A 23,922-nucleotide genomic window follows, 5' to 3' on the forward strand; every position below is an offset into this window, starting at 1 on the left:
TCGATATAGTTCTTAGAGTTTTTCAATAGAACTGGAGGCTTAAAATGATAAACCCTATACATCAAAGTTATGTAGCTCAAGTTGCTACTAATGATTTAAATAAAACAGAAAACAAAGAAAACAACAAGGCAAAAGAAACTCAAAAGGTAGAAGAGAGTAAGGCATCTTTGATTGCTTCACAAATAAAAAATGGCGCGTATAAAATAGACTTACAAGCCACTTCTAAAGCAATAGCAGATTCTTTATTATAATTTTTATCCTTTTTTGGGTTAGTGCCTAAGAAAGGATAAAAAATGGTTAAACAACACTTAGACGAAACAAATTCTATTTTAGAAAAACTCATCAATCTTACTTTAGAAGATATAACCCAAATTCAAGCCGCTAATCACCAACATGTTAGCAAAAGCGTAGAGGAAAAAACTAAACTTGTAAATGACTTTCAAATTGCTAAAAAAAATCTTGATAAGGCTTTAATAGAACTTAGCAATCAAGGAAACAATAAAGGCTTAGATGAACTTTTAGATGATGAAGATAAAGAAAAACTTGCTCTTTTAAAGCAAAATTTAAATACCTTGCACCAAAAAAATAAAGAATACGCTAAATTAGCTCTTATTATTAAAAATTTTTACGACAATCTCTTAAATACAATGTTTGAACAAAATGGAACAAATAATGCTTATGGAGATCAAAAAACAATTCCAGATTCATTATTTAAGATCAATGTTTAAAGGTTAAGTCATGGGAATTTTTGATAGCTTATATACAGGGGTTAGCGGTATTAGAGCTGCTGAACTTCAAATCAATACCACAGGTAACAATATCTCTAATGCAAATGCGGTGTTTTATACTAGACAAAGAGCTGTACAAAGTTCGGGTATGTCTCTTGATAGAGGTGGCTTACACCTAGGGACAGGTACGCAAATTGATACTATTAAAAGATTACATGATGAGCATTCTTATTATGAGTTAAAAAACGCTACCACCCAGCAAAACTATACAAATTACTTAGGACAAATTTTACAAGAAGCAAGCCAAAGATTTCCTGATATGCAAGGAACTGGTATTTTACAAGATTATAAAAACTACTATGATGCGTGGAATAACTTTGCTTCTAATCCAAGTGATGGAGCAAGTAAAATAGATCTTGTTAATAGCGCAAATACATTAACTCAAAACATACAAAAAACCTTACAAGATCTTAATAAAATGCAACAAACTGTCAATGAGCAAATCAAGCAAACTGTAGATGAAATTAATAATATTGGTCAAGAAATTGCAAATATTAACAAACAACTTGAAAATGAAGAAGTTTTACCTACCGATAATGCAAATCAATTAAGAGATAAAAGAGATGAGCTTGAACTTAGACTTTCAAAATTAGTCAATGCAGTAGCTTGGAAAGGAACAAGCTCTCAAGATAGTACTTTAGAATCTACCATGACTGATTCTGGAAGATACTATGATTTAAGCATTCAAGGCTTTAGTATAGTCAATGGCTCTAGCTTTCACCCTTTAAAACTAGACAATAATAACCCTAATGGTTTTTATCAAATTTATTATGAAGTAAATGATGAAAACCGCTATGATTTAACAAGCAAAATTTCAGGCGGACAGCTTGGTGCTCAACTTGATCTTAGAGGTAGAAATTATGATGGCAATCACGATACTTATAGTGATGGAAAATTACAAGAGTATAAAGATATGCTCAATACCTTTACAAAAACACTTATAACCCAAACTAATAATGTCTATGCTCAAGCAGCTACAGATAGAGTTAATTCAGATGATTTAAAAGGTTTAAAGCCTGATACTTCTTTAATGAGCTATGATAAAAATATCCAAGCAGGAAGCTTTGACATCACAATTTATGATGAAAAAGGTAATCCTGTAGCTACTAGAACTATAAAAATTGATGTTAATACCACTATAGAAGATGTTGTTAAGCAAATCAACGCAGATATAGATGATAATAAAAATGGTCAAAGTGGCGATGACTTAAATGATTATTTTCAAGCTTTTTATCATTATGATGGAAAAAGTGATAGCGGAAATTTCCAAATCAATGGCTTAAAAAAAGGTTATAAAATAGCCTTTAAAGACAATGGCACAAATTTCCCAGGCGCTTTAAATGTATCTTCATTTTTTAATGGTCAAGATGCAAGTAGCATTAATGTAAATTCAAGTATTAGAAATGATCCAAATAGCTTAAAAGCTAGTTCAAACGGAGTTGATGGAAATAACGATGTAGCCAATGCTATGTTGCAACTTCAAAATCAAAAAGTAAATTTTTATAATAAAGATGGTACAGTAGATACTATGACTTTAGATGGATACTATAGAAAATTTACAGGTCAAATTGCTTCAGATGCTGAAAGCAATGGCTTTGCGCACGCAACTAATATGACAGTATTTAATACAGCCTATGCAGAATATCAATCAAAAAGTGGTGTAAATACTAATGAAGAATTAGCAGCGCTCATACAATATCAAGCAAGTTATGGCGCTGCAGCTAAAATCGTAACTACTGTTGATCAAATGCTTGAAACCTTGCTTGGTTTAAAATCTTAATGCAAATTAAAGCTCTTTTAGATGAAGCAATTTTAAGCAAAAACACTCAAAAAGAGCTTTTTTCTCATCCTGATCCTTTACAAATTGCAAGTGTTTATAAAGATGAAAATATAGCCTTACTTTGTGCTTTATTTGCCTATGGGAATGCTAAAAATATTGTAAATTTTTTAAACAAACTTGATTTTTCCTTACTTGAAAGAAATGATGAGATTATTAAAAAAGAATGCAAAGATCTAAAATACCGCTTTCAAAATCATCAAGATATAGCTCAAATTTTCATCACACTCAAACGCTTAAAAAATGAAAATAGCATAGAAAATATTTTTACCAAAGCTTATCAAAAAGAACAAAATATCACACATGCAATAAAAGCTTTCATAGAAACAATTTATAAGCTTAATCCTTATAAAAGTTATGGTTATGAGTTTTTCTTTTCAAAAGAATTTAAAACTCCAAAAGGTCCTTTAAAAAGATACAACATGTATCTTAGGTGGATGGTAAGAAAAGATGAATTAGATTTAGGTTTGTTTAAAAATATAGACAAAAAAGACTTACTCATACCCTTAGATACTCATACTCATAAAGTTTCATTAAAACTTAAGCTTTTAAAGCGTAAGATTTATGATTTTAAAAGTGTTTTAGAGCTTACGCAAAGTCTTAAAAAATTTGATCCTGCTGATCCTATAAAATATGATTTTGCTCTATATAGAATCGGACAAAACAAGGAAAGCTTATGGAGCTTGAATTAACTTATTATGTGATTTTATTTTTTGTTGCTGCTTTTGCAGGCTGTGTTGATGCGATTGTAGGTGGTGGTGGACTTATTACTATACCTGCTTTATTTGCTTGTGGGATCCCTCCTCATTTAGCTCTAGCTACTAATAAACTTCAAAGCACCTTTGGCTCACTCACTGCGGTTTTAGCTTATAGAAAATCCATGCACATAGAAAAGATAGCTTTAGGAATTTTATTTACCGCTATTGGTGCAGCCATTGGAACTTATGCAGTTTTACTAATAGATCAAAATGCTGTTAAAATTATTGTATTAATTTGCCTTATTTTAATCTTTTTATATACTATTTTCAAACCTGATTTAGGTCATGTACATAATAAAGCTAAAATGAGCACCACAAGCTTTCAAATCACTTTTGGTTTATTACTTGGCTTTTATGATGGTTTTTTAGGGCCTGGAACCGGGTCTTTTTGGATTTTTGCTTGTGTGATATTTCTTGGTTTTAGTATGAAAAATGCAAGCATTAATACTAAAATCTTAAATTTTACTAGCAATGTAGTAGCCTTAGGGGTATTTTTATACTCTTATGAAGTACTTTGGAAAGTTGGTATTTTAATGGGTATAGGTCAAATTTTAGGCGCCTTTGTAGGCTCAAAACTAGTTTTAAAAACACAAGGAACTTTTATCAAAAAACTTTTTTTAACTATGGTTGCTTTAACTATAGCTAAGGTTGCTTATGATTATCTTGCTTAAATTCCTTGACTAATTTGCCACATAGGTAAAAATACACCCAAGGCCAAAACTAAAATCAAACTCGCCATAAAAATTGTCATCAAAGGTTCTAAAATAACCAAAAGTCTTTGGGTGTAATTTTCTTTTTTATATTCATAAAATAAAGCAAGCTCATAAGTACTTTCATCTAATTTAGAACTTTTTAAAGCTAAATTTAACATTCTTATCACAAAAGGCTCAAAAAGCCTTGTGTTAGAAAAAGCTTGAGCTAAATCAAATCCTGATTCAAATGAAGTCTTTACAATAAACATTTTATTTTTAAAAAATTGATTTTCTATACCTTCACACGCATATTCAAAAGCTCTTTTTATATCCACACCTGCTTTTAATAAATATGAAAAAATTAAGAAAAAACAAAATTTATCTTGAAAAAATATTATTTTTCCAAAAATGGGAGAATAAAAAAGAATTTCATGAAAAAATAAAGACTTTCTAAAAGAATAAGCAAACATTATAAAAAATCCAATACCTAATAAAATAAATACATAAAAATGTTTAAAAAAATCTCCTACAATAAAAAGAATTTGAGTGATTTTTGGTAAATCTAATTCAAGTTGCAAAAATAAAGTTTTAAATTCAGGTAAAACCAAAATCATCAGTACAAAAAAAGCTAAAATAATACATGTAAAAACGAAAAGTGGATAAGTTATAGCCTTTTTAAACTGCTTAAAACTATGAAGGTTTTTCTCTTTTAGATTAATGATAATCTCAAAAGCCTTATATAAATCCTCCTTACCATCACAAATTTTTAAAACAGCACATTCTCTAGAATTTAAAACATTTCTAAAAGCTTCATTGTAAGAGCTTCCATTTTTGAGTTTATTATAAATCACATTAAATATTTTAGCTACATATACATCATGATTTGATCTTGCAAACTCTAAAATAGCCTCTTGTAAGCTTAATCCTGCTTTTAAAACCATACTTAAATCTTTAAGGATAAAAATAAGCTCTTCTTCTTTAATTTTATGTTTTGTTACTCCAAAATACTCTTCAATACTAATAATATTTTCAAATGATTTTTGTGCAAGATTTCTAGCTTCATATAGATTTTTGGCCTTAATTATACATTGCTTTTGCTCTTTGTCTAAAGTATAAAAAATAATAAATTTTTTCAAAAACTAATCTTTCTTAGCTCATCTAAACTTGTTAAACCAAGCTTAACTTTTTCCAAAGCATCCCTACCTAAAGTTAAAAAGCCTTTTTTTAAAGCATAAGTTAAAATATTTTCATAATTTGCATTATTTTCTATCATACTTTTTAAATTATGATCTAAAAACAAAAATTCAGCCACCATTAAACGCCCTTTATATCCACTATGCATACACTTAGCACAACCCTTTGCTTTATAAATTTTTCCTTCAAAAACTTGATTTTGAAAATGAAATTTTTCATCGCTAAGTTCTTTACATTCACATAGTTTTCTTACCAAGCGTTGGGCTATAATCAAATTAAGCGCATAAGCTATTAAATATTCTTTTGCACCCATATGCTTCATTCTAAAAATAGCTTCTATAGCACCATTAGTATGCAAGGTGCTTAAAACTAAATGTCCACTTAAAGAAGCTTTTAAAACTATATCTAAACTCTCCTCATCTCTGATTTCACCCACCATAATCACATCAGGATCTTGCCTTAAAACCGCTCTTAAAGCTTTATGAAAATCAAAGCCAGTTTTAGAATTTAACAAAATTTGCTGAGCATGTTTAAGTTTATATTCTATAGGATCTTCTAGGGTAATGATTTTTTTATTTTGGTCAAGCTCATTTAAAATAGCATGCATAAAAGTACTTTTACCACTCCCTGTTGGCCCACAAAATAAAATCAAACCATAGGGTGCATTTATATATGTTTTTAACGAGGTTAAATTTTCTTCTTTAATAAAAAGTCTATCAAGTTTTAAAACATACTCATCTTGTTTTAAAATTCTAAGCACCACACTTTGCCCAAATAACAAAGGCATAATTGAAATTCTAAAATCATATTTTTGCTCTAAAATAATCTTAGAAAAACTCCCATCTTGGGCTTGTCTTTGCTCTGCTACATTAAGTAAGGCAATGATTTTTATATGCATTAATAAAGCCTGATAAGAACTCATATCAAAACTATGGATATATTTTAATTCTCCATCTATTCTAAATCTTATCAAAACTTCATTTTCCAAAGGCTCCAAATGAATATCACTTGCTCTTAAAAAACAAGCATAAGTTAAAATTAAATTCAAAAACTGCTCTAATAAAAACTCATCTTTATTTCCATCACTTTTTAAATTAAGCTCTAATTTATCAAGATAGTTTTGAAAGCAAATTAAAAATTTAATCCTTTCTAGTAAGAATTTAAATTGTGTAAAATCACAAAGAAAAATTTTAACAACCTTTAAGCGGTATAAATTTTGTATTTTTTCTAAAATACTCTCATCTAAAGGTTTTAAAGAAGCTATATGAATACTTTCATCATCTTCATAAAAACAAAAAATATTATATTGTTCTATTAAAGAAAAAGGTAAAACATGAAGATACTTTTCTATTTTGAGAGTTTGATTTAAGTCTAAAATTTCTAATTTATACTCTAAAGCCAATTCTTGCAAAGAAAGTTCATTTAAAGTTTTTATTGCTTTTATATCATTCAAAATAATTTCCTAAAAGTTTTTCATACTCTTCTTTAGCTTTTAAAGCATCTTCATGCTTTCCAAGTTTTAATTTAGCATTGATAAAAACTAGCCACGCCTCTTTTTCTAATAACTCAAATTCATTTGCCTCAATAGCCCAAAAAATAGCCTTTTGATAATCTTTTATTTGATAAAAATATTTAGCTAAATTTAGGGCATTTTCATAACTTGGATGATTAATAAATTTTTCATAAAATACATTTTGCTCAAAACTTTCATTTTGAATATTCATTGCATTTAAAAAAGACAAACAAATTAAAAAATTAAAACATATCATCTTCATGTTCAAAACCTAATTCTTTTAAACTCAACACTTTTTTATCAGCTCTTATTAAACTTGGCTTGATGATAAAAACTATTTCACTAATATCTTCTAAATTTTGCTTTCCTTGAAACAAAGCACCAAAAAGTGGTATTTTAGACAAAGCACTTACTTCATTATGATTACTAATCGTATTTTTACTAATCAATCCACCCAAAATTAAAGTTTGCCCATCATCAACTTCAACTACAGTAGAAAGCTTTTTTTGTATGGTATCAGGCGCTATATTTCTTGGTTTATTTTGTCTGTGATTATCAACACTATATTTAAAATCACTCAAACTAGGATTTATTCTAAGCATGATTTTGTGATCATCTGAAATTTCAGGCAAAATATTTAGTAAAATTCCTACAAAAATAGAATAATTATTATAAGTTTCACTAATGGTTGTACCATTTTCAGTGCCCTTAGAGCTTTCTTTTACTTGATAATTAATCGTATCACCTATGGAAATAATAGCTTGTTGATTATTAAGTGCCATGAGTTTTGGGTTAGAAAGTACAGTAGTTTTACCATTTTCTTGTAATAAATTTAAAATAGCCTTAGTTTCAACATTGGCTTTAAGATTGATATTTCTAACACCACCTTTATTAATTATAAAATCATTATCATCTCCATTAAGTTTAAAAGCAAGTTCTTGCCAGTTAATCCCACTTGAATGACTTTTATTTAAATGTACTGCAACTATACTTACATCAATTAAAACTTGCTTTTTAAGTCTTTTATTTAAATCTTTTAAATATTTTTCAACACTTGTAAGCTCATACAAAGTAGCATTTAAAGTGATAATCCCTGCATTAGTATTAATAATAGGCTTAGTTGTATTTTCATCTAATAAAGCTTGTATTTCTTCTGAAATTTTTTCCCAAAAATCAAACTTATCTGTGCTAATGACTAGATTATCTGCTTCTTTAGTGCTATCATAATCGCCTTGTTTAGGTCTTGAATCCACTGAAGCTTTAGTAATGCTTTGCCCTTCTCTAATAGAGCTTATATAATGCACTTTAAAAGTTTTAACTTGTCTTCCATAAATTTTTAAAATATTTTTTTCATACTCATAAGCAAGATTATTTTCCATCAATAAAAGTTTAAAAATTTCTCTTAAAGACATTTTTCTTATGTGTAGATAATTTTGGGTATGATTTAACTTTTCTCTAGCTAATGAATCTTTTATTATAATACTAAAACCACATTCTCTACCAAGTTCATTTAAAATTTCAATCAAAGAAGTTTTATTTTCTACACTTATATCAAAAAAGCGCTGATGGCACTGTGAGGCAAAAACATTTGTAAAAGTTAAAATACTAATAAATAAAAATATTATTTTTTTCATACAATTTTAAAACCATGATTTTTTCTTCCTTTATCAATATAACTTGAGAATTTTTAATCTCAACAATCTTAAAACCTTCAATATCATCATTCAAAATATACCATTTATCATTAATCTTAACTTTATTAGAAACGATAGCTTGTAAGGAAAAATCAGATTTTATATTTGTAGTTTTTTGAAAAAAAGGATCTTGAATCAAAGAAAAATCAACATCATTACAACTTTGACTCAAAAATGGGTACTTAGCACCAAAAGCACCAAGCACCCATAAACTCACAAGTAAAAATCGAAGCAAATTTTAGTTTTCATTACTAAAATCAGCACTTGCTAAGCGTTTAAGTTGTCTATAACGGCGTTGTGCTTCTGCTTTATTTTTTTCAAATAATTCTTTTGCTTGTTCAGGATTTGATTTTTTAAGTGAGCTATAACGCACCTCATTCAACAAAAAGCTTTCATATAAATCCCAATCAGGCTCTTTAGAAGAAATTGTTAAAGGATTTTTACCTTCAGCTTCTAAACGCGGATCATAAATATAAGTTGGCCAATATCCACATTTTGTAGCAAGCTCTGCTTGATTTCCTGAATTTCCAAGCCCACCTTTAATACCATGAGCTATACAAGGAGAATAAGCTATAATCAAAGAAGGCCCATCATAAGCTTCTGCTGCCATTACAGCTTTTAACAATTGCGCATAGTTTGCATTAGAATTTACTTGAGCCACAAAAATATAACCATAAGTCATAGCAATTTGACCTAGATCTTTTTTCTGCACTGGCTTACCTGCTGCAGCAAACTGGGCTACTGAGCCTGTTCTTGAAGATTTTGAGCTTTGACCTCCTGTATTAGAATACACTTCAGTATCAAGCACTAAAATATTTACATTTTCACCACTTGCTAAAACATGATCAAGTCCACCATAACCTATATCATAAGCCCAACCATCACCACCAAAAATCCAATGTGATTTTTTACTTAAATAGCTTTTAAGCTCTAAAATATCATTTACAGCTTTAATTTGTTTATTTTCTTCTAATAATGGCACTAACTTATCTCTTAATTCTAGTGAAGTTTTAGAATCTTCTTTATTTGCAATCCATTCTTTATATAATGCAGAAAGTGCATTAGGAACTTCTTGCATACTTTCATTCATGATTTGCTCTATTTTATGTCTTGTTGTTTCAGTTGCTATTTTCATACCAAGACCAAATTCAGCATTATCTTCAAATAAAGAATTACCCCAAGCTGGTCCATGACCATTTTTATTACTTTTTCTATATGGAGTTGAAGGAGCTGAACCACCATAAATAGAACTACAACCCGTTGCATTAGCAATAATCATTCTTTCACCAAATAATCTAGTGATTAAAGTGATATAAGGAGTTTCTCCACATCCTGGACATGCTCCATGGAATTCAAATAAAGGTTGAGCAAATTGAATACCTTTTGCATTTTCTCTATTTAAGATATTATCTTTATAACTTACTTTTTTGAATAAATAATCTGCATTTTCTTGCTCACCATGATCAAGCTCTTCACCTAGTGGCACCATTACTAAAGATTTTTCTTTAGTAGGACACTCATGCACACAAAGCTCACAACCTGTACAATCAAGCGGTGAAACTTGAATTTTGAAATTTAATTTTTGCTCTTTTACGCCTTTTGCATTTAAGCTATGTTCTTTTACGCCTGCTGGAGCATTTTCTAATTCTTTTTCATCTATTAAAAATGGTCTAATAACTGCATGTGGACATACTGAGGCGCATTGATTACACTGAATACAATTAGTTTCTATCCATCTTGGCACCATAACACCGACGCCTCTTTTTTCATACTCGGTAGTACCATGCTCAAAACTACCATCTTCATAGCCCAAAAATGCCGAAACTGGTAAATCATCACCCTTAGCCGCATTCATAGGTTTTGCGATTTTTTCAACAAACTCAGTACCCTTATAAGCTATAGTTTCTTCTTTTGCTTCATCAGCTAAATTTGCCCAAGAAGGATCAATATCAACTTTTACAAGTCCATCTGCACCTACATCAATAGCTTTATAATTCATCTCAACTATAGCATCACCTTTTTTGCTATATGATTTATAAGCTAATTCTTTCATATATTTTTGTGCATCTTCAAAAGGAATGATATTAGCAAGTTTGAAAAATGCTGATTGCATGATTGTATTTGTTCTACTACCTAGTCCTATTTCCCTAGCAAGTTTTGTAGCATTAATAATATAAAAATTAATTTCTTTTTGCGCTAAAACCCTCTTAACTGCGTTAGGAATTTTTTTAATAGTTTCTTGTGCACTCCAAATACTATTTAAAAGGAAAGTTCCGCCTTTTCTAATACCCGCTAAAACATCATAAATTTCTAAATACGCAGCCACTGAACACGCTACAAAATGCGGTGTAGAAACTAAGTAAGTTGAAGTGATAGGTTTTTTAGAAAATCTTAAATGGCTTCTTGTATAACCACCTGATTTTTTAGAATCATAAGCAAAATAAGCTTGCGCATAAAAGTCTGTTTTATCCCCTATAATTTTAATAGAGTTTTTATTCGCCCCCACAGTACCATCAGCACCAAGTCCATAGAATAAGCACTCTATAGTACTTTCATCACCTAAAGAAATTTTTTCTCCCACAGGTAATGAAGTAAAAGTCACATCATCATTAATTCCTATAGTAAAACCATCTTTTGGATTTGCTTGATTTAGATTTTCAAAAACTGCTATTAGCTGAGCAGGATCAACATCTTTCGAAGAAAGTCCATATCTACCACCAACGATTAAAGGTGCTTTTTCTTTTCCATAATATGCACTTTTCAAATCTAAATATAGTGGCTCACCTAAACTTCCTGGCTCTTTAGTTCTATCTAAAACAGCTATTTTTTCAACACTTTGAGGCATTACATCAAATAAATATTTTAAACTAAATGGTCTATATAAATGAACTTTTAAAACCCCTACTTTTTCGCCTTTGCTGTTTAAATGATCCACAACCTCTTTTAAAGCTTCAGTCACTGAACCCATTGCTACTACAATGCGTGTTGCGTTTTTATCCCCATAATATACAAAAGGCTTGTATTCTCTTCCTGTAATTTTTGAAATTTCTTGCATATATTCATTAACAATATCAGGAATAGCTTCATAATATTTATTTGCTAACTCTCTTGTTTGAAAATAAATATCATCATTTTGAGCTGTACCTCTTGTTTTTGGATTTTCTGGATTTAGACAGGAATTTCTAAATTCTAATAAAGCTTCACGGTCAAGCAAACGATCAAAATGCGCATAATCCATCACTTCGATTTTTTGGATTTCATGGCTTGTTCTAAAACCATCAAAAAAATGCATAAAAGGCACTCTACCTTTAATAGCTGCTAGGTGTGCAACACCTGCTAAATCCATACTTTCTTGCACAGAATGTGAGCAAAGCATAGCAAAACCTGTTTGTCTTGCAGCATAAACATCTTGATGATCTCCAAAAATAGATAATGCTTGAGAAGCTAAAGCTCTAGCTGCCACATGGATAACCCCAGGTAAAAGCTGACCTGCGATTTTATACATATTTGGTATTTTTAATAAAAGCCCTTGAGATGCTGTATAAGTAGTAGTTAAAGCACCTGCTTGTAAAGAACCATGAACTGTCCCTGCCGCTCCTGCTTCACTTTGCATTTCTACGACTTTAACCGGTACTCCAAAAAGATTTTTTTTACCTTGAGAAGCCCATATATCAGTATAATCTGCCATAGGAGAGCTTGGGGTAATAGGATAAATTCCAGCAACCTCTGTGAATGCATAGGCAGCATAAGCTGCCGCTTCGTTACCATCCATTGTTTTCATTATTTTACTCATTTAATTATCCTTATAATTAAAATAATTACTTAAAATCAATAGCTACTTTATCTTTAATTGTCTTAAACAATGATAAAAATTTTTTATTATTTGTGTGTATGGGGTTTGAATGTGAAATTATCGGATATTTTTTATATGTTTTACAGCTTCATAAGTATTTTCAAAAAGTGGAATTTTAAATTTAGCCAAACTTTCCTTGCTTTCATAACCACTACTTACTGCTATAGGTTTAATACCTGCATTACAAGCTGCTTGAATATCTAAATGAGTATCTCCGATCATAAATGCATTTTCTTTGCTTTTAGATAATTTTTCTAAAGCTAACAAAATAGGCTCAGCATTTGGTTTTGGGTAAGTTACATCATCTCTACCTATGATAACTTTAAAATACTCTCCTATACCCAAATGATCAAGTAAAGGTTTGGAAAATTTAGAACTTTTAGTCGTTACAACGGCTAAATCAGCAAATAAACTAGCCTCATATACACTTTCTTTTGCCAAAGAAAGCAAAGAAGTTTGCTCTATATAGATTTTTTGATATACGCTTCTGTAAGCATTAATATACTCACTTGTTTTTTCTTTTGGCACTCCAAGTTTTTCAAAAGCTACATCTAAAGGAAAGCCTATTAAAGCTTTAATGGCTTCATGATCTCTTAAAGGCTCGCCAAAAGCTTTAAAAGCAGCATCAAATCCATCTAAAATGGCACTTGTAGAGTCTATCAAAGTGCCATCTAAGTCAAATAAAATTGTCTTTTTTAACAAAGCTTATTCTTTAATAAAAAATTTTGCTTCCACGCGTCTATTTTGCGCACGACCTTCTTTAGTGTCATTGCTTGCTTTTGGCTTATCAAAACCATAGCCTTTAGTTGCAATTTTTTCTTTAGCAACACCTGTCTTTTCAAGTTCTTTTGCAACTGCCTTAGCACGCTCTAATGATAATTTTTGATTATAAGCTTTAGGGCCTGTGCTATCTGTGTGACCTTCTAAAATAGTATAATATTGTGGGTTTTCTTCTAAAACCTTACCTACTTCTTGGATTTTTTGTGCAAACTCAGGGTTTATACTAATTTGATCAAAACCAAAATGCCCTTCAAGTGCTATTGTCTTTTCACAACCTATATGATCAAGCAAAGCACCTTTTCTTGGTTCTGGACATGATTTATCTATTTGTTTTGCTTGCGGTTTTTCTTCGATTTGTTTAGTTGTAGTTTGAGGAGTTTTTGGAGCTTTATTGCCAAAATAAAAACTCAAGCCAACACTAGAAATCAAATTATGCTCACCATTATTGAATTTAATTTGATCTCTTGCTTCAAGTCTTAAAGCTAAGTCTTCGCCAAGTGCAAATTTAAAACCCGCACCATATTGAGCAAACATACCGCTTTTATTTTCATAAGCTCCATGGCTTAAATACTCATAACCCGTTCCTAACAAACCATATAAATATACATGATTAGCTAGATCAATTCCTTTAATAGCATTTACATAAAATCTTGAAACACTAGTATCTGTATGTGCATTATCGTTTGGATTGTTATATTTTGCATTATCATAATACTCTAAGCCAAGCTCAGCTTGATCTATCCATAAATCATCATAATGATAACCAAATCTTAAACCCACTCCACCATAATTTTTAAGATCTAAATTTCCTTCTGGGGTTGTATAGTTAAAGGTTGGAGTGATTTCTATTTTACTAGCATCAAAAGCAAACAAAACACTAGCTAAACTAACTAATCCTATAATTTTTTTCATAAACTATCCTTAAATAATGAAAATAAATTGAATATTATATAAAAAGAAGATTAAAATAAAATAAGCCCCTTTTTGGGAAAGGGGCTTAAATTTACTACAAAAAGGAGGTTTCCCTGATCGGACTTTGAAATTATAAAAGTTTATTCTAAACAAAAAATCCTTTGATTTTAAACAAAACAAAAATATATGAAAAAATGTGATTTTAAAAATAAAAGAGAGAATGGATCCAAAAAATGGATCCAAAAAAAGATTAACGTTTAGAGAATTGCGGGCTTCTTCTTGCTTTTCTGCGACCGTATTTTTTACGCTCAACAGTTCTACTATCTCTAGTAAGAAGTCCTTTTGGTTTTAATAATGCTCTAAAATCTGCGTCCATAGCAGCTAAAGCTCTTGAAATACCATGTCTTAAAGCTTCAGCTTGAGCGCTGTATCCACCGCCTAAAGTTGTTGCTTTAATATCCATAGAAGTTTCTTGTTTAGTTACTAATAAAGGCTGAACTACTTTTAATTTTATAGCTTCATGTCCGCCAAGCCAAGTGTTTAAATCCATACCATTAACGATGATTTTACCACTACCAGCTTTTACCCAAACTTTAGCTACAGCGGTTTTTCTTTTACCTGTTGCGTATGTTGTTGCCATGATTATTTTCCTTTATTAGCAATTTGAGCAGTATGAGGGTGTTCGCTACCTGCATAAATTTTTAATTTTTTAAGCATAGCTCTACCTAGGTTTGTTTTAGGTAGCATACCACGAACTGCTAATTTATATAATTTAACTGGATTTTTTTCTAATAAATCACCAAATTTTTCACTTTTTACGCTTCCAAAATACCCTGAATGTCTGTGGTATAGTTTATCTTCTGCTTTATTTGCACCTGTGAAAACTGCTTTAGAAGCATTGATAATGATTACATAATCTCCACAATCAACATTTGGAGTATAGCAAGGTTTATTTTTACCTCTTAAAATAGTCGCTACTTCTGTTAAAAGACGACCAAAACGCTTTCCTTCAGCGTCTAAAACGATCCATTCGCGTTTTACTTCGTTTGGCTTTGTTATCTTTGTCATCATCTTACCTTTGCCAAAAATTTTTTTTAAAAATGAGATTATAATTATTTTAGCTTAATTAATACTTAATTTAAGAATACTTAAAGCTTAAATATTTTGATTAATTCTTGCAGATAAAAGTAAAATAGCACATTTTAAGTAAGTTCTTTATAAAATAACTTTTTATTATATTAAAAATAAGGTTTTATTTTGTTTTCTTTAAAATTTAAAACTCAAGAATATAGAATTTGCAAGCATTGCTCAGAATTTAACCCTGACAAAGACGCTAAATTTTGTATATTTTGCGGAAAAGAATTATACCATGTTGCAAGACAAAAATTTGATTATATTTATAGTAAAAATCCTGCTATCATGGTTGCTTTTTTGGCAAAAGTTGCCAAAGTAGATAATAAAATCATTACTCAAGATTTATCTAAATTTATATCTTCTTTGCTTGATAAGATAGAAATGTTTTATACTAAAGAGTATAGTGGCTTTAGAAATACTTATGCAAGTATTTTTGAGTATGAGAAAAGTCAAGGCAGAAGCATTAGTGAGCTTTGCTCTAACATACGCATAAGCAAGGAAGAAGCGGATTTTCTTGTATGTTTATTGCTTGATCTAATATATTATGATAAACAAATGAGTGCAAATGAAAACACCTTAATGGAAAATATCATCATAGGACTTGGATTAAACCTCATAAGCTTTAGAGAAATAAAAATAAGATATGAACAAATTTATAATTTCACACATGAAAACACTCAACAAAAACAAGAAAAACACCAAGATGAAATAAAAATCACCCTAGAACAAGCCTATGAAATTTTAAATTCTCATCCAAATGATGATTTTGAAAGTATAAAGAAAAATTATAGAAAACTAGCTAAAGAATACCACTATGATAATCTTCATTCTAAAGAGCTTCCACCTGAACTTTTAAAGATAGCCCAAGAGATGATGAAAAAGATCAATCTAGCCTATGAAATCATAAAACAAGCAAGGGGTGAATGATGCTTATTTGCAAACATTGCAATATGAAAAATTTAGATGTAGCTAAATTTTGTAAAGAATGTGGAAGTAATGAACTATACGATCCACAAGCAAAAGAAAAACTAGAAAAAGAAAGACAAAGACAAGAAGAATTAAAAAGATTAGAAGAAGAAAGAAAAATAAAAATCGAAGAAGAGATAAAAACAGCCCAAGAAGAAAGAGAAAAGAAACTCAAACATAGAAAAGAATTCATCATAAAACACAAAAGTAAAATCATAGCTAGTGTGATGATTTTGATTTTGATAGCTTTAGCTAGTGTGTATCAGTATTTTTACGGTGGAAAATATAACCGAATTTACATAAGCGAACTTGAAAGTAAATGCCACAGCGATGAAGCAAGTTGTAAAATACTCCAAGCTATCTACAAAGAAAAATGTGACAAGGGAGATAGTAAAGCTTGCATAAGTGCTTATATACACAAACATAAGGATCTAAGAGCTATCAAAGATAATAATCAATGGAATTTAGTCAATGAAAATAATAAAATTTTAGTTGAAAATGTATTTGATTATATGCGGAGTTTTAGTGAAGGTTTGGCTGGTGTTAAACTGAATGGTAAATGGGGTTTTATTGATACAAGTGGAAAAATTGCAATAGAACCTAAATTTGATTTTATCGGAAATTTTTATGAAAAAATGGCAGCTGTTAAACTGAATGGTAAATGGGGTTTTATTGATACAAGTGGAAAAATTGTAATAGAACCTAAATTTGATTTTGCTTTGAGTTTTAATGAAGGTTTGGCTAGAGTTAAACTGAATGATAAATGGGGTTTTATAGATAAAAATGGGGAAATTGTAATAAAACCTATATTTGATGATGCTTGGAATTTTAGTGAAGGTTTAGCAGGAGTTTTACTAAACGGAAAATGGGTATATATTGACAAAAAAGGTAATATTGTATCTAAAGATTAAATAACTTTATAGATTTATTGAAAGGATAAATAATGAACCCTGAAATTATTAAGCTAGGTGATTTTAAGGAAGGTTTGATAATAATTAGAATGGAAAATAATTATGGTTTTATGAATGAAAATGAAGAGATTGTAATAAAACCTATATATGAAGAAGTTTTAGAATTTAGTGAAAATCTTGCTGGTTTTAAACTAAATGGAAGATGGGGTTTTATAGATAAAAACGGAAATCAATTAATAGAAGCAAAATATGATGTAGTCAGCAATTTTAATCGAGGTTTATCAAGAGTTGTATTAAATAACAAATGTGGTTTAATAAACACTAATGATGAAGTTGTTGCAAAATTAATCTATGATTGGATTGATGACTTTAGTGAGGGGTTTGCAATAATCATACTAAATGAAAAGTATGGCTTTATAGATGAAAATGGCAATCGATTCGTAGAGCCTAAATTTGATTATGCTTCTAGTTTCAACAATGGTTTAGCTGAAGTTAAACTAAATGGAGAATATGGGCTTTTAGATAGAAATGGAAATTTTTCTAGTAGAATCTAATATTTAATAAAATAGATTATTAAACCTCCACTATTTCCACTTTATCCTTTAAAACATATACCAAAAAAGCCTTAGTGGAAGTCTTGGCTAAGATTTTTTCTATGGCTTCTTTGTAAAGTAAAACTTGCTTTTTATGCTCGTTTAAATTTAAACCCGTTTTATAGTCTATAATGATAGCTTCATTATCATCAAATGCAAGCATATCAAGCTGTTTTTGCTCACCTTTATAAGTGATGATTTGCTCTTTTAGTAGCTTTTTACCCGCTAAAAGCGCGTTAAAGCTCTCATCTTTTAAAAGCATAGTAAGTCTTTTAAAAAGCTCATTAAAACTTTCATCATCTAAGTAAAAACGATATTTTTTATACACCATTTGCTTGCAAAATTCAAAATTGCTTTTAGTGTTAAAATCAAAATATTGCAAAAACTCATGCAAAGCCAAACCAAAGTGTATTTGCGTGCTTGAAAGATGACTTTTTACTTTAACTTCTTGTAAATTTACCTTTTGAAATTCTTCAAAGTTTTCTATTTGTTCTAAATTTTCTAAAGGCTCTTTTGTTTTAACAAGCTGTTCTTCTATAATGCCTATTTGTTTTTCTTCATAGTCTTGAAAATAACTCTTAAAGGTTTTAAAACTCTCATCGTTTTTTATGATAAAAAGAGAATTTTTAGCTCTAGTAAGTGCTACATATAGACAATTTATCTCATCTTCTGCTTGAAGTTTTTCTCTTTTAGCTAAAAAGGTATTGTAATTTTGATCTTCAAGATGTTTTCTAGCACTGTGTCGGTATTTTACTTCCCAACCTTGCTCTAAATCATACTCAAACATTAAAGTTTCATTATCCGGAGCTTTTTTACTAAGTCTATCAAGTACGATTAAATTTTCAAATTCAAGCCCCTTAGACTTATGCACGGTCATAATACTTACTCCATCATCTTGAGCTTGTAAAGACTTTAATTCACATGGAGCAAATAAAAAATCGAAGAAATTATCAAAAGTACTTGCATACTCTAAATATGCGATGAGATTAACATCGCTTAAATCAAGCTTTAAAACATGTACTAAGTATTTTAAAATCTCACCTACACTGCGGTTTAAATCAAGCGTGATAAACTCAAGCTCTTTTTCTAAAATACTACTTGCAAAGTACAAACTAAACTCATCTTTAAGCACACAAGCCTTTGCATACTCAAAAAGCACTCTTACACTAATACAATCTATCAAAGCTACATTGCTTTGCGTATAAGCTTTAATGTCATTTTCTTCAAGAAATTCTTTCATTAAAGTAGCGTCTTTGTTAATCCACACCAAAATGCAAATTTCACTAAGCTTTAAGCCTTTTTCTAAAAGCTTTTGAATGATCTTTAAAACTTCTTTACCACTTGCTTCATGCAAAGAACTTTTTGGCGGGATATGATTTTGTAAAACTTCCACATATCCACCTTCTTTAATGCTTTTTTGCAAAGTAAAGCTAGGATTTAAAAAGCTATCAAAAAATTTATCTTTAAAGACTTCATTTACATAATCAACAATAATCTTTTTACTACGATAATTAGTATCTAAATGCTCTAATTTAATTTGTGGAAAATCTTTTAAAAGCTTATCAAAAAGCTCTTTTTTACCCCCTCTAAAACCATATATGCTTTGCTTTTTATCCCCCACATAAAAAAAGCTTCTGTTTTTTTTCACTCCCTCACCTGAAACAAGTTCAGCGATAATAGGTTTTAAAATTTGATACTGCAAAACATTAGTATCTTGAAATTCATCAATTAATAAATGCGAAATATAACCATCAAGTCTAAAATAAATCAAATCTTTATTAGTTTCATCACTAATTAACTCATAAGTTTTTAAAGCTATATCTGAAAAAGTTAATGCATTTTGCTTAGCATTGTTTTCATTTCTTGCTTCTTTAAAATGCTTCAAAAGCTTTGCAAGCATACTTATGCGATAATTTTCCATTTGGGTAAAATACTCTTTTGCGCTTTGTAAAAACTCTGCTCTTTTTTGTAAAAATTCACTATCGATGACTTTTACAAAATATTTTTTATCTAAATCACAAATAATAGGTTTAGTAAAGAAATCTTCTATGTTTTCAAATTCGAAATTTTTTTGATAGTTTTTATCTGTGCTTAAATTTCTTGCATAAGTTATAAACTCACTTAAGCTTTTTTCTAAAAAAGTTTTATTTGGAAAATGTGCATTTTGTATAGATTTTATCTCACAAGATCTTTCATACAAGCTTTCAAGATTTTGCAAAAAGTCACTTTTACTTTTTGTCTGAACAATATAATAAGCCAAAGCCCTTAATTCTTCTTCATCTAATTTAGCGATGAAATTTTTATAACTATCTTGACTTTCTATAATGTCAAAATCACTCATAAGACCCAAATTTAAAGCAAAAGAACGAATGATTTGCGAAAAAAAGCTGTCAAAAGTGTAGATATTAAGCTTAGATCTTAAAAACTCATCTTTGTATTTTTCTCTTAAAACTATAAGCTCATCTTTGCTTTTACCTAGCATTTTCATAAGCTCATTACACTCTGCTTTACTCTCTCCATTTTCAAGCACATCAAATTCTAAAAAGGTTTTAAAAACTCTTTCTTTCATTTCGCTTGTAGCTTTATTAGTAAAAGTAAGGGCTAAAATTTCATTAATCTTAGCTCCCATTAAAACCAAAGCCACAAAACGCACACTTAGTGCAAAAGTTTTTCCACTTCCTGCACTAGCTTCTAAAGCTAAAAAAGGTTCAAAATGATAACTCAAAGTTTAAACTCCTTTTTATAAAGCATGGTATAAGGGCTGTAAGTATTGTCGTTTTTTTGATTAAAAAATTCTTTTTCCAAAGGTTCTTTAGCAAGCTCATTAAGTAAATCTTTCAGTTCTTGCACGCTCTTGCTTTTAGCATTTTCATGTATGATTTTGATATTTTTTAGATCATAAAAACAAGCTTTTGTATTTAATAAGGCATTTTGACTTTCTAATAAAAACTTATAAAAAGCAAGTTGATAAGACTTTTCATCTGCCTTGCCACTTTTATAATCTATAATCAATCTTTCATTGCCATTATTATCTACTCTATCTAAAAAGCCTATGGCGTGAAATTTCACTCCATTTTCTGCAATAAATTCTTTTCTTGGTGGATTAAATTCACATTTTTCTACCACATAACCTTGCTTAAAATGCTCATTTTCAAGTGTTTGGAATTCTTTAAATATAGTTTGTATTAAAGCTAAATTTAGCGCATCAACTCGGTATTGCTTAATGCTTTTTACCACTTGCATAAAAACTTCATAATCAAAATGATTTTTAGATTTTTGTGTATAATAAAGCTCTAAAGCCTTATGGATAAAACTCCCTAACTCATTTGCTCTAAGTGTATCATCTAAAGTCTTTGGCTCTTTTAATCTTAAAACATACTTATAATAATAATCCAAACCATAATGTACAAGAAGATGAAATCTTGAAAAAGAAAGATCGCTTTGAAAATAATCATGTTTTGCTTTAATACTTACAATAGGTTCAAGATTAAAAGTACATGGATAAGTTTGGAAATATTTCACATAAGCATTATTACTATAAGTCTTGTCTTCATAAAGTGGAAATTCAAGTTCATTTAAAAATCTTGATTTGATTTTTTCTTCATTTTCCACATAAGAAATTCCCACTAATTTTGCCTTGGCTATTAAAGTGTAATAATAATGTCTTTGTAAATTTTCTCTTTGAGCATGAGTGATAAGTCCTGCTTTTTTACGAATTTCATTGTTTAAAAACAACTCGCTTGAAACTCTTTTTGGGATAAACTCATCATTAAAATCAACAATAATTACCCCGTCATATCTAAGTCCCCTACTTTCTAAAAGTCCCATTACAGTAACTTCACCACCACCAACACTACTTAATTTTATACCATCAATTTGCATAAAAAATAATTCTAAAATTTGCACAAAGCTTAACTTGTGTGTTTTTATAAGCTCTTTGATAAAAATAAGCTCTTGATGTATATAATTTTTTAACTCTTCATCACTATCTTCTAGCAAATTAAAAATAAAATTCTCAAAAAAATCATAAGAAATATTTTCAATAAAAAGCTTTTTAAACTCTATAAAATCAACGTTAGAAGAAAAAAAGTGTAAATTGCACAAATGTTTGTTTAAATTACACCTTTCATAAAATTCTTTATCTTCTTCATACTCAAACTCATCATCTTTAGCACTTTCATACAAAGACTTTAATCTATGATAAAAAAGTGTGTTTTTAATGCTCTCTCCACTTGCATAGTTTAAAACATTGTTTTTATCATAAAGTCTTAAAATATCTACAAAATTCTCATCAGGTGTAATCACTACAATATCTTTTGCACTTATACCAGATTTTAAAAAAGAATTAATTTTTTCAAAAACAAAAGCAGCTTGTAAAGATCTTAAATGAAAACTTTTATAACTAATTTTACTTTCTTTAAAAAAGCACTCTTCTTTTAAAATTGTTTTTTGATTTAAATCGAACAAATAAGCATAATTTTCCTTAAGAGAAAGTCCTTGTAAAAAGCTAAGAGTATTTAAAAAATCTTTATTAAATTTAGTGCAATTAAACTGTACTTTAAGAGGAAGTATTTCCTTAACTTTTAACAAAAGCTCTACTTCAAAGGCATTTAAAAAACCTTGAAAATCAAAAACAATCTCATCATAATTTTTTAAAAAATCGCTATTAATTTCATAATCTAGTGGCAAAGAAATATCATCATATAAATTTTGCTCTTTTAATAAAGTAAGATAATTTTTAAAAAGCTCTTCTAAAATTTGCAAATGCTCATCATATTGAGCATAAGCATCATGAAATTTTAATGAGTTGATATCTTTTTTTTCTAAACTAAGCTCTTTAAAGAAACTAAATAAATAAGCATTGTTTTTTAAGAAAGCAAAAAAATTACTCGGTATTTTTAAACTTTGCTCTAAATTTTTAGTTTGCTCGCAAGCCTTTTTCATCAAAAGCAAACACTCATAATGAGTTGCTTGAAAATGTGGAGAAAAAACTAATTTTTGCATAAATTCAGCTATACTCATAGCCGGTTCTACTAAACTATCAATCTGCAGTTTTTTCTCATAATACTTTCTTAAAGCCCTTAGTGAGCTAAATACAAAAAGCTTCATTATCTAGTTTGTAAAAAGAATTTAAAAAATCCTACGCTATTTTTATCTTGAGTGATTTTTAAAAGTACTTGCCAAACACCTTTTTCTTTGATATTAAAATCAAATACCAAATCATTTTCTTCTAATTTTGCTTGTAAATTCTCATCATTTACATTTGTATGTGGGCGTGAAAGTAAAGTTTGGATTTGAAGCTTACTTAAGTCATAATCTTTTAAATTTTCAATAGCAATTCTCAGTTCATTTTGCCCTTCATTGATATAATAAACTTTATTTTTCTTATGCACAAAGCTTTCTTTATCTTTAATGCTTAGCTTAAAATTTTCATCAAAAGCCTTTTGTCTGTTTTGAATTTCATTATAATTTAACTCAACATTTTGATAAGAATCAAAATAAAAATTATCTTCATACACAGGGGCTTTGCTTGCAATAAAAATCGTAACAATACAAGCTACAACAATAAGCCCTAAAGAAATCAAAATGCCATAAGGCCAAAATGTTTTTTGATTTTGCATTTATCTTCTCCTTTTGATTTTTCTTTGAACTAGCATTAAAATTGCGACACATAAAAAGCCATAAATTAAAATTCTCATGATATTTAAAGTATCACGATTTGAATTTCCATAAAAAGGTTTTATATTAAAATGATTTGCCACTTGATCGGCAATATCTGCATAACCATTTAAAATAGCAGCGTTGTAAATGTCTTTTTGTTTAGGATTTGCAAGTATAGGTAAAATCGTTCCTTTTTCAGGATAAGGACTTAAAACAGCTTCTCTGTCAAAATACTTCATAGCATCATCACTTGCAAGTATATCTACCTTATGTGAAGCTTTAGAAAATACAAGCAAAATATATGGCTTACTCAAATTAGCTTCATAATTTTTTAAACTTTCAAAGTCTTTCTTATCACTTAAGGCTAAAGCGATATTCACACCAGTTAACTCATGAATTTGTTTCGAACTTAAAGTGATGTTTTGTTCTATTGCAGTGTTTAAGATGTTATCATTTAATAATATTTCAGCATGTAAGAAATTAGCAAAGCAAATAAAAATGGCGGTTAAAAAACCGCCCTTAAATGTATTTTTCATCCTATAAAAAGATGATTTACAGTTAAAACCGACCAAGCAGTAATTCCTGCTGCCACAACTAAGCCAGCTATGATTAAGTATTCAAGAACTTTTGCCATAA

General features: G+C 29.3%; 23 protein-coding genes. 8 read left to right on the plus strand and 15 right to left on the minus strand.

The annotated features are described in order from the left end of the window. Positions 1-44 precede the first annotated feature (44 nt). Genes L8W55_RS01695 through L8W55_RS01715 form a run of 5 tightly spaced genes read left to right on the plus strand, consistent with a single transcriptional unit; the run spans position 45 to position 4,054 of the window. Positions 45-251 carry a flagellar biosynthesis anti-sigma factor FlgM gene (locus tag L8W55_RS01695; protein WP_214125878.1) on the plus strand — a complete coding sequence of 69 codons (207 nt, stop codon included), beginning with the start codon at positions 45-47 and terminating at the stop codon, positions 249-251. Between the two features lie 42 nt (positions 252-293). Then, positions 294-728 carry a flagellar export chaperone FlgN gene (flgN, locus tag L8W55_RS01700; RefSeq protein ID WP_087700450.1) on the plus strand — a complete coding sequence of 145 codons (435 nt, stop codon included), beginning with the start codon at positions 294-296 and terminating at the stop codon, positions 726-728. A gap of 10 nt (positions 729-738) precedes the next feature. Continuing rightward, positions 739-2,568: a flagellar hook-associated protein FlgK gene (gene flgK, locus L8W55_RS01705; RefSeq protein WP_263677031.1), complete on the plus strand. Its 1,830-nt coding sequence runs from the start codon at positions 739-741 to the stop codon at positions 2,566-2,568. Continuing rightward, the gene (locus L8W55_RS01710; RefSeq protein ID WP_263677032.1) at positions 2,568-3,317 is read left to right on the plus strand and encodes a TIGR02757 family protein; all 750 of its coding nucleotides are present in this window, start codon (positions 2,568-2,570) and stop codon (positions 3,315-3,317) included. The genes flgK and L8W55_RS01710 overlap by 1 nt, the downstream gene beginning before the upstream one ends. Beyond that, on the plus strand, positions 3,302-4,054 hold the full coding sequence (locus tag L8W55_RS01715) for a TSUP family transporter (RefSeq protein ID WP_263677033.1): 753 nt from the start codon (positions 3,302-3,304) through the stop codon (positions 4,052-4,054). Before L8W55_RS01710 ends, L8W55_RS01715 begins: the two co-directional genes overlap by 16 nt. On the opposite strand, the gene L8W55_RS01720 is transcribed toward L8W55_RS01715, so the two are convergent. The 10 genes from L8W55_RS01720 to rplM all read right to left on the minus strand — a co-directional run bounded on the left by L8W55_RS01720 (position 4,051) and on the right by rplM (position 15,089). Next, positions 4,051-5,211, minus strand: coding sequence for a type II secretion system F family protein (locus L8W55_RS01720; protein WP_263677034.1), 1,161 nt, complete (start codon positions 5,209-5,211; stop codon positions 4,051-4,053). The two genes, L8W55_RS01715 and L8W55_RS01720, sit on opposite strands and share 4 nt — an antisense overlap. Next, entirely contained in the window at positions 5,208-6,722 is a 1,515-nt protein-coding gene (locus tag L8W55_RS01725) for a GspE/PulE family protein (RefSeq protein ID WP_263677035.1), read from the minus strand. Before L8W55_RS01725 ends, L8W55_RS01720 begins: the two co-directional genes overlap by 4 nt. Continuing rightward, positions 6,715-7,044 (minus strand): transformation system, membrane protein CtsX, encoded by a 330-nt coding sequence (locus L8W55_RS01730; protein WP_052241327.1) that lies wholly within the window; start codon positions 7,042-7,044, stop codon positions 6,715-6,717. The genes L8W55_RS01725 and L8W55_RS01730 overlap by 8 nt, the downstream gene beginning before the upstream one ends. After that, positions 7,025-8,416 carry a pilus (MSHA type) biogenesis protein MshL gene (gene mshL / locus L8W55_RS01735; protein WP_263677036.1) on the minus strand — a complete coding sequence of 464 codons (1,392 nt, stop codon included), beginning with the start codon at positions 8,414-8,416 and terminating at the stop codon, positions 7,025-7,027. Before mshL ends, L8W55_RS01730 begins: the two co-directional genes overlap by 20 nt. Then, complete coding sequence (locus tag L8W55_RS01740) at positions 8,388-8,711, minus strand: hypothetical protein (RefSeq protein ID WP_263677037.1); 324 nt, start codon at positions 8,709-8,711, stop codon at positions 8,388-8,390. The genes mshL and L8W55_RS01740 overlap by 29 nt, the downstream gene beginning before the upstream one ends. A gap of 3 nt (positions 8,712-8,714) precedes the next feature. Further along, entirely contained in the window at positions 8,715-12,269 is a 3,555-nt protein-coding gene (gene nifJ / locus L8W55_RS01745) for a pyruvate:ferredoxin (flavodoxin) oxidoreductase (RefSeq protein WP_263677038.1), read from the minus strand. A gap of 117 nt (positions 12,270-12,386) precedes the next feature. Then, entirely contained in the window at positions 12,387-13,031 is a 645-nt protein-coding gene (locus L8W55_RS01750) for an HAD family hydrolase (protein WP_039617658.1), read from the minus strand. A 3-nt stretch (positions 13,032-13,034) separates the two neighbouring features. After that, positions 13,035-14,021 (minus strand): OmpA family protein, encoded by a 987-nt coding sequence (locus tag L8W55_RS01755; protein ID WP_263677041.1) that lies wholly within the window; start codon positions 14,019-14,021, stop codon positions 13,035-13,037. Between the two features lie 250 nt (positions 14,022-14,271). Beyond that, on the minus strand, positions 14,272-14,661 hold the full coding sequence (gene rpsI, locus L8W55_RS01760; protein ID WP_039617655.1) for a 30S ribosomal protein S9: 390 nt from the start codon (positions 14,659-14,661) through the stop codon (positions 14,272-14,274). Positions 14,662-14,663: 2 nt separating this feature from the next. Then, positions 14,664-15,089 (minus strand): 50S ribosomal protein L13, encoded by a 426-nt coding sequence (gene rplM, locus L8W55_RS01765; RefSeq protein ID WP_039617653.1) that lies wholly within the window; start codon positions 15,087-15,089, stop codon positions 14,664-14,666. Between the two features lie 189 nt (positions 15,090-15,278). On the opposite strand from rplM, the gene L8W55_RS01770 reads away from it, so the two are divergent. The 3 genes from L8W55_RS01770 to L8W55_RS01780 are packed head-to-tail and all read left to right on the plus strand — an operon-like array spanning position 15,279 to position 17,586. After that, the gene (locus L8W55_RS01770) at positions 15,279-16,082 is read left to right on the plus strand and encodes a DnaJ domain-containing protein (protein ID WP_263677042.1); all 804 of its coding nucleotides are present in this window, start codon (positions 15,279-15,281) and stop codon (positions 16,080-16,082) included. Further along, on the plus strand, positions 16,079-17,032 hold the full coding sequence (locus L8W55_RS01775; protein WP_263677043.1) for a WG repeat-containing protein: 954 nt from the start codon (positions 16,079-16,081) through the stop codon (positions 17,030-17,032). The genes L8W55_RS01770 and L8W55_RS01775 overlap by 4 nt, the downstream gene beginning before the upstream one ends. Before the next feature lie 32 nt (positions 17,033-17,064). Then, a complete protein-coding gene (locus L8W55_RS01780) occupies positions 17,065-17,586 on the plus strand; it encodes a WG repeat-containing protein (protein WP_263677044.1) in 522 nt (173 codons plus the stop codon). A gap of 19 nt (positions 17,587-17,605) precedes the next feature. Here L8W55_RS01780 and L8W55_RS01785 read toward each other — a convergent pair whose 3' ends face one another. The 5 genes from L8W55_RS01785 to L8W55_RS01805 are packed head-to-tail and all read right to left on the minus strand — an operon-like array spanning position 17,606 to position 23,920. Beyond that, positions 17,606-20,350: a RecB-like helicase gene (locus L8W55_RS01785; protein WP_263677045.1), complete on the minus strand. Its 2,745-nt coding sequence runs from the start codon at positions 20,348-20,350 to the stop codon at positions 17,606-17,608. Beyond that, positions 20,347-22,734, minus strand: coding sequence for a PD-(D/E)XK nuclease family protein (locus L8W55_RS01790; RefSeq protein ID WP_263677046.1), 2,388 nt, complete (start codon positions 22,732-22,734; stop codon positions 20,347-20,349). Before L8W55_RS01790 ends, L8W55_RS01785 begins: the two co-directional genes overlap by 4 nt. Then, positions 22,734-23,246 (minus strand): FixH family protein, encoded by a 513-nt coding sequence (locus tag L8W55_RS01795; protein WP_263677047.1) that lies wholly within the window; start codon positions 23,244-23,246, stop codon positions 22,734-22,736. Before L8W55_RS01795 ends, L8W55_RS01790 begins: the two co-directional genes overlap by 1 nt. After that, a complete protein-coding gene (locus L8W55_RS01800) occupies positions 23,247-23,822 on the minus strand; it encodes a hypothetical protein (protein ID WP_263677048.1) in 576 nt (191 codons plus the stop codon). Beyond that, entirely contained in the window at positions 23,819-23,920 is a 102-nt protein-coding gene (locus L8W55_RS01805; protein WP_087685197.1) for a hypothetical protein, read from the minus strand. The genes L8W55_RS01800 and L8W55_RS01805 overlap by 4 nt, the downstream gene beginning before the upstream one ends. Positions 23,921-23,922 lie beyond the last annotated feature (2 nt).

Origin of the sequence: Campylobacter sp. FU_520, assembly GCF_025772385.1 — a bacterium.
GTDB lineage: Bacteria > Campylobacterota > Campylobacteria > Campylobacterales > Campylobacteraceae > Campylobacter_D > Campylobacter_D lari_C.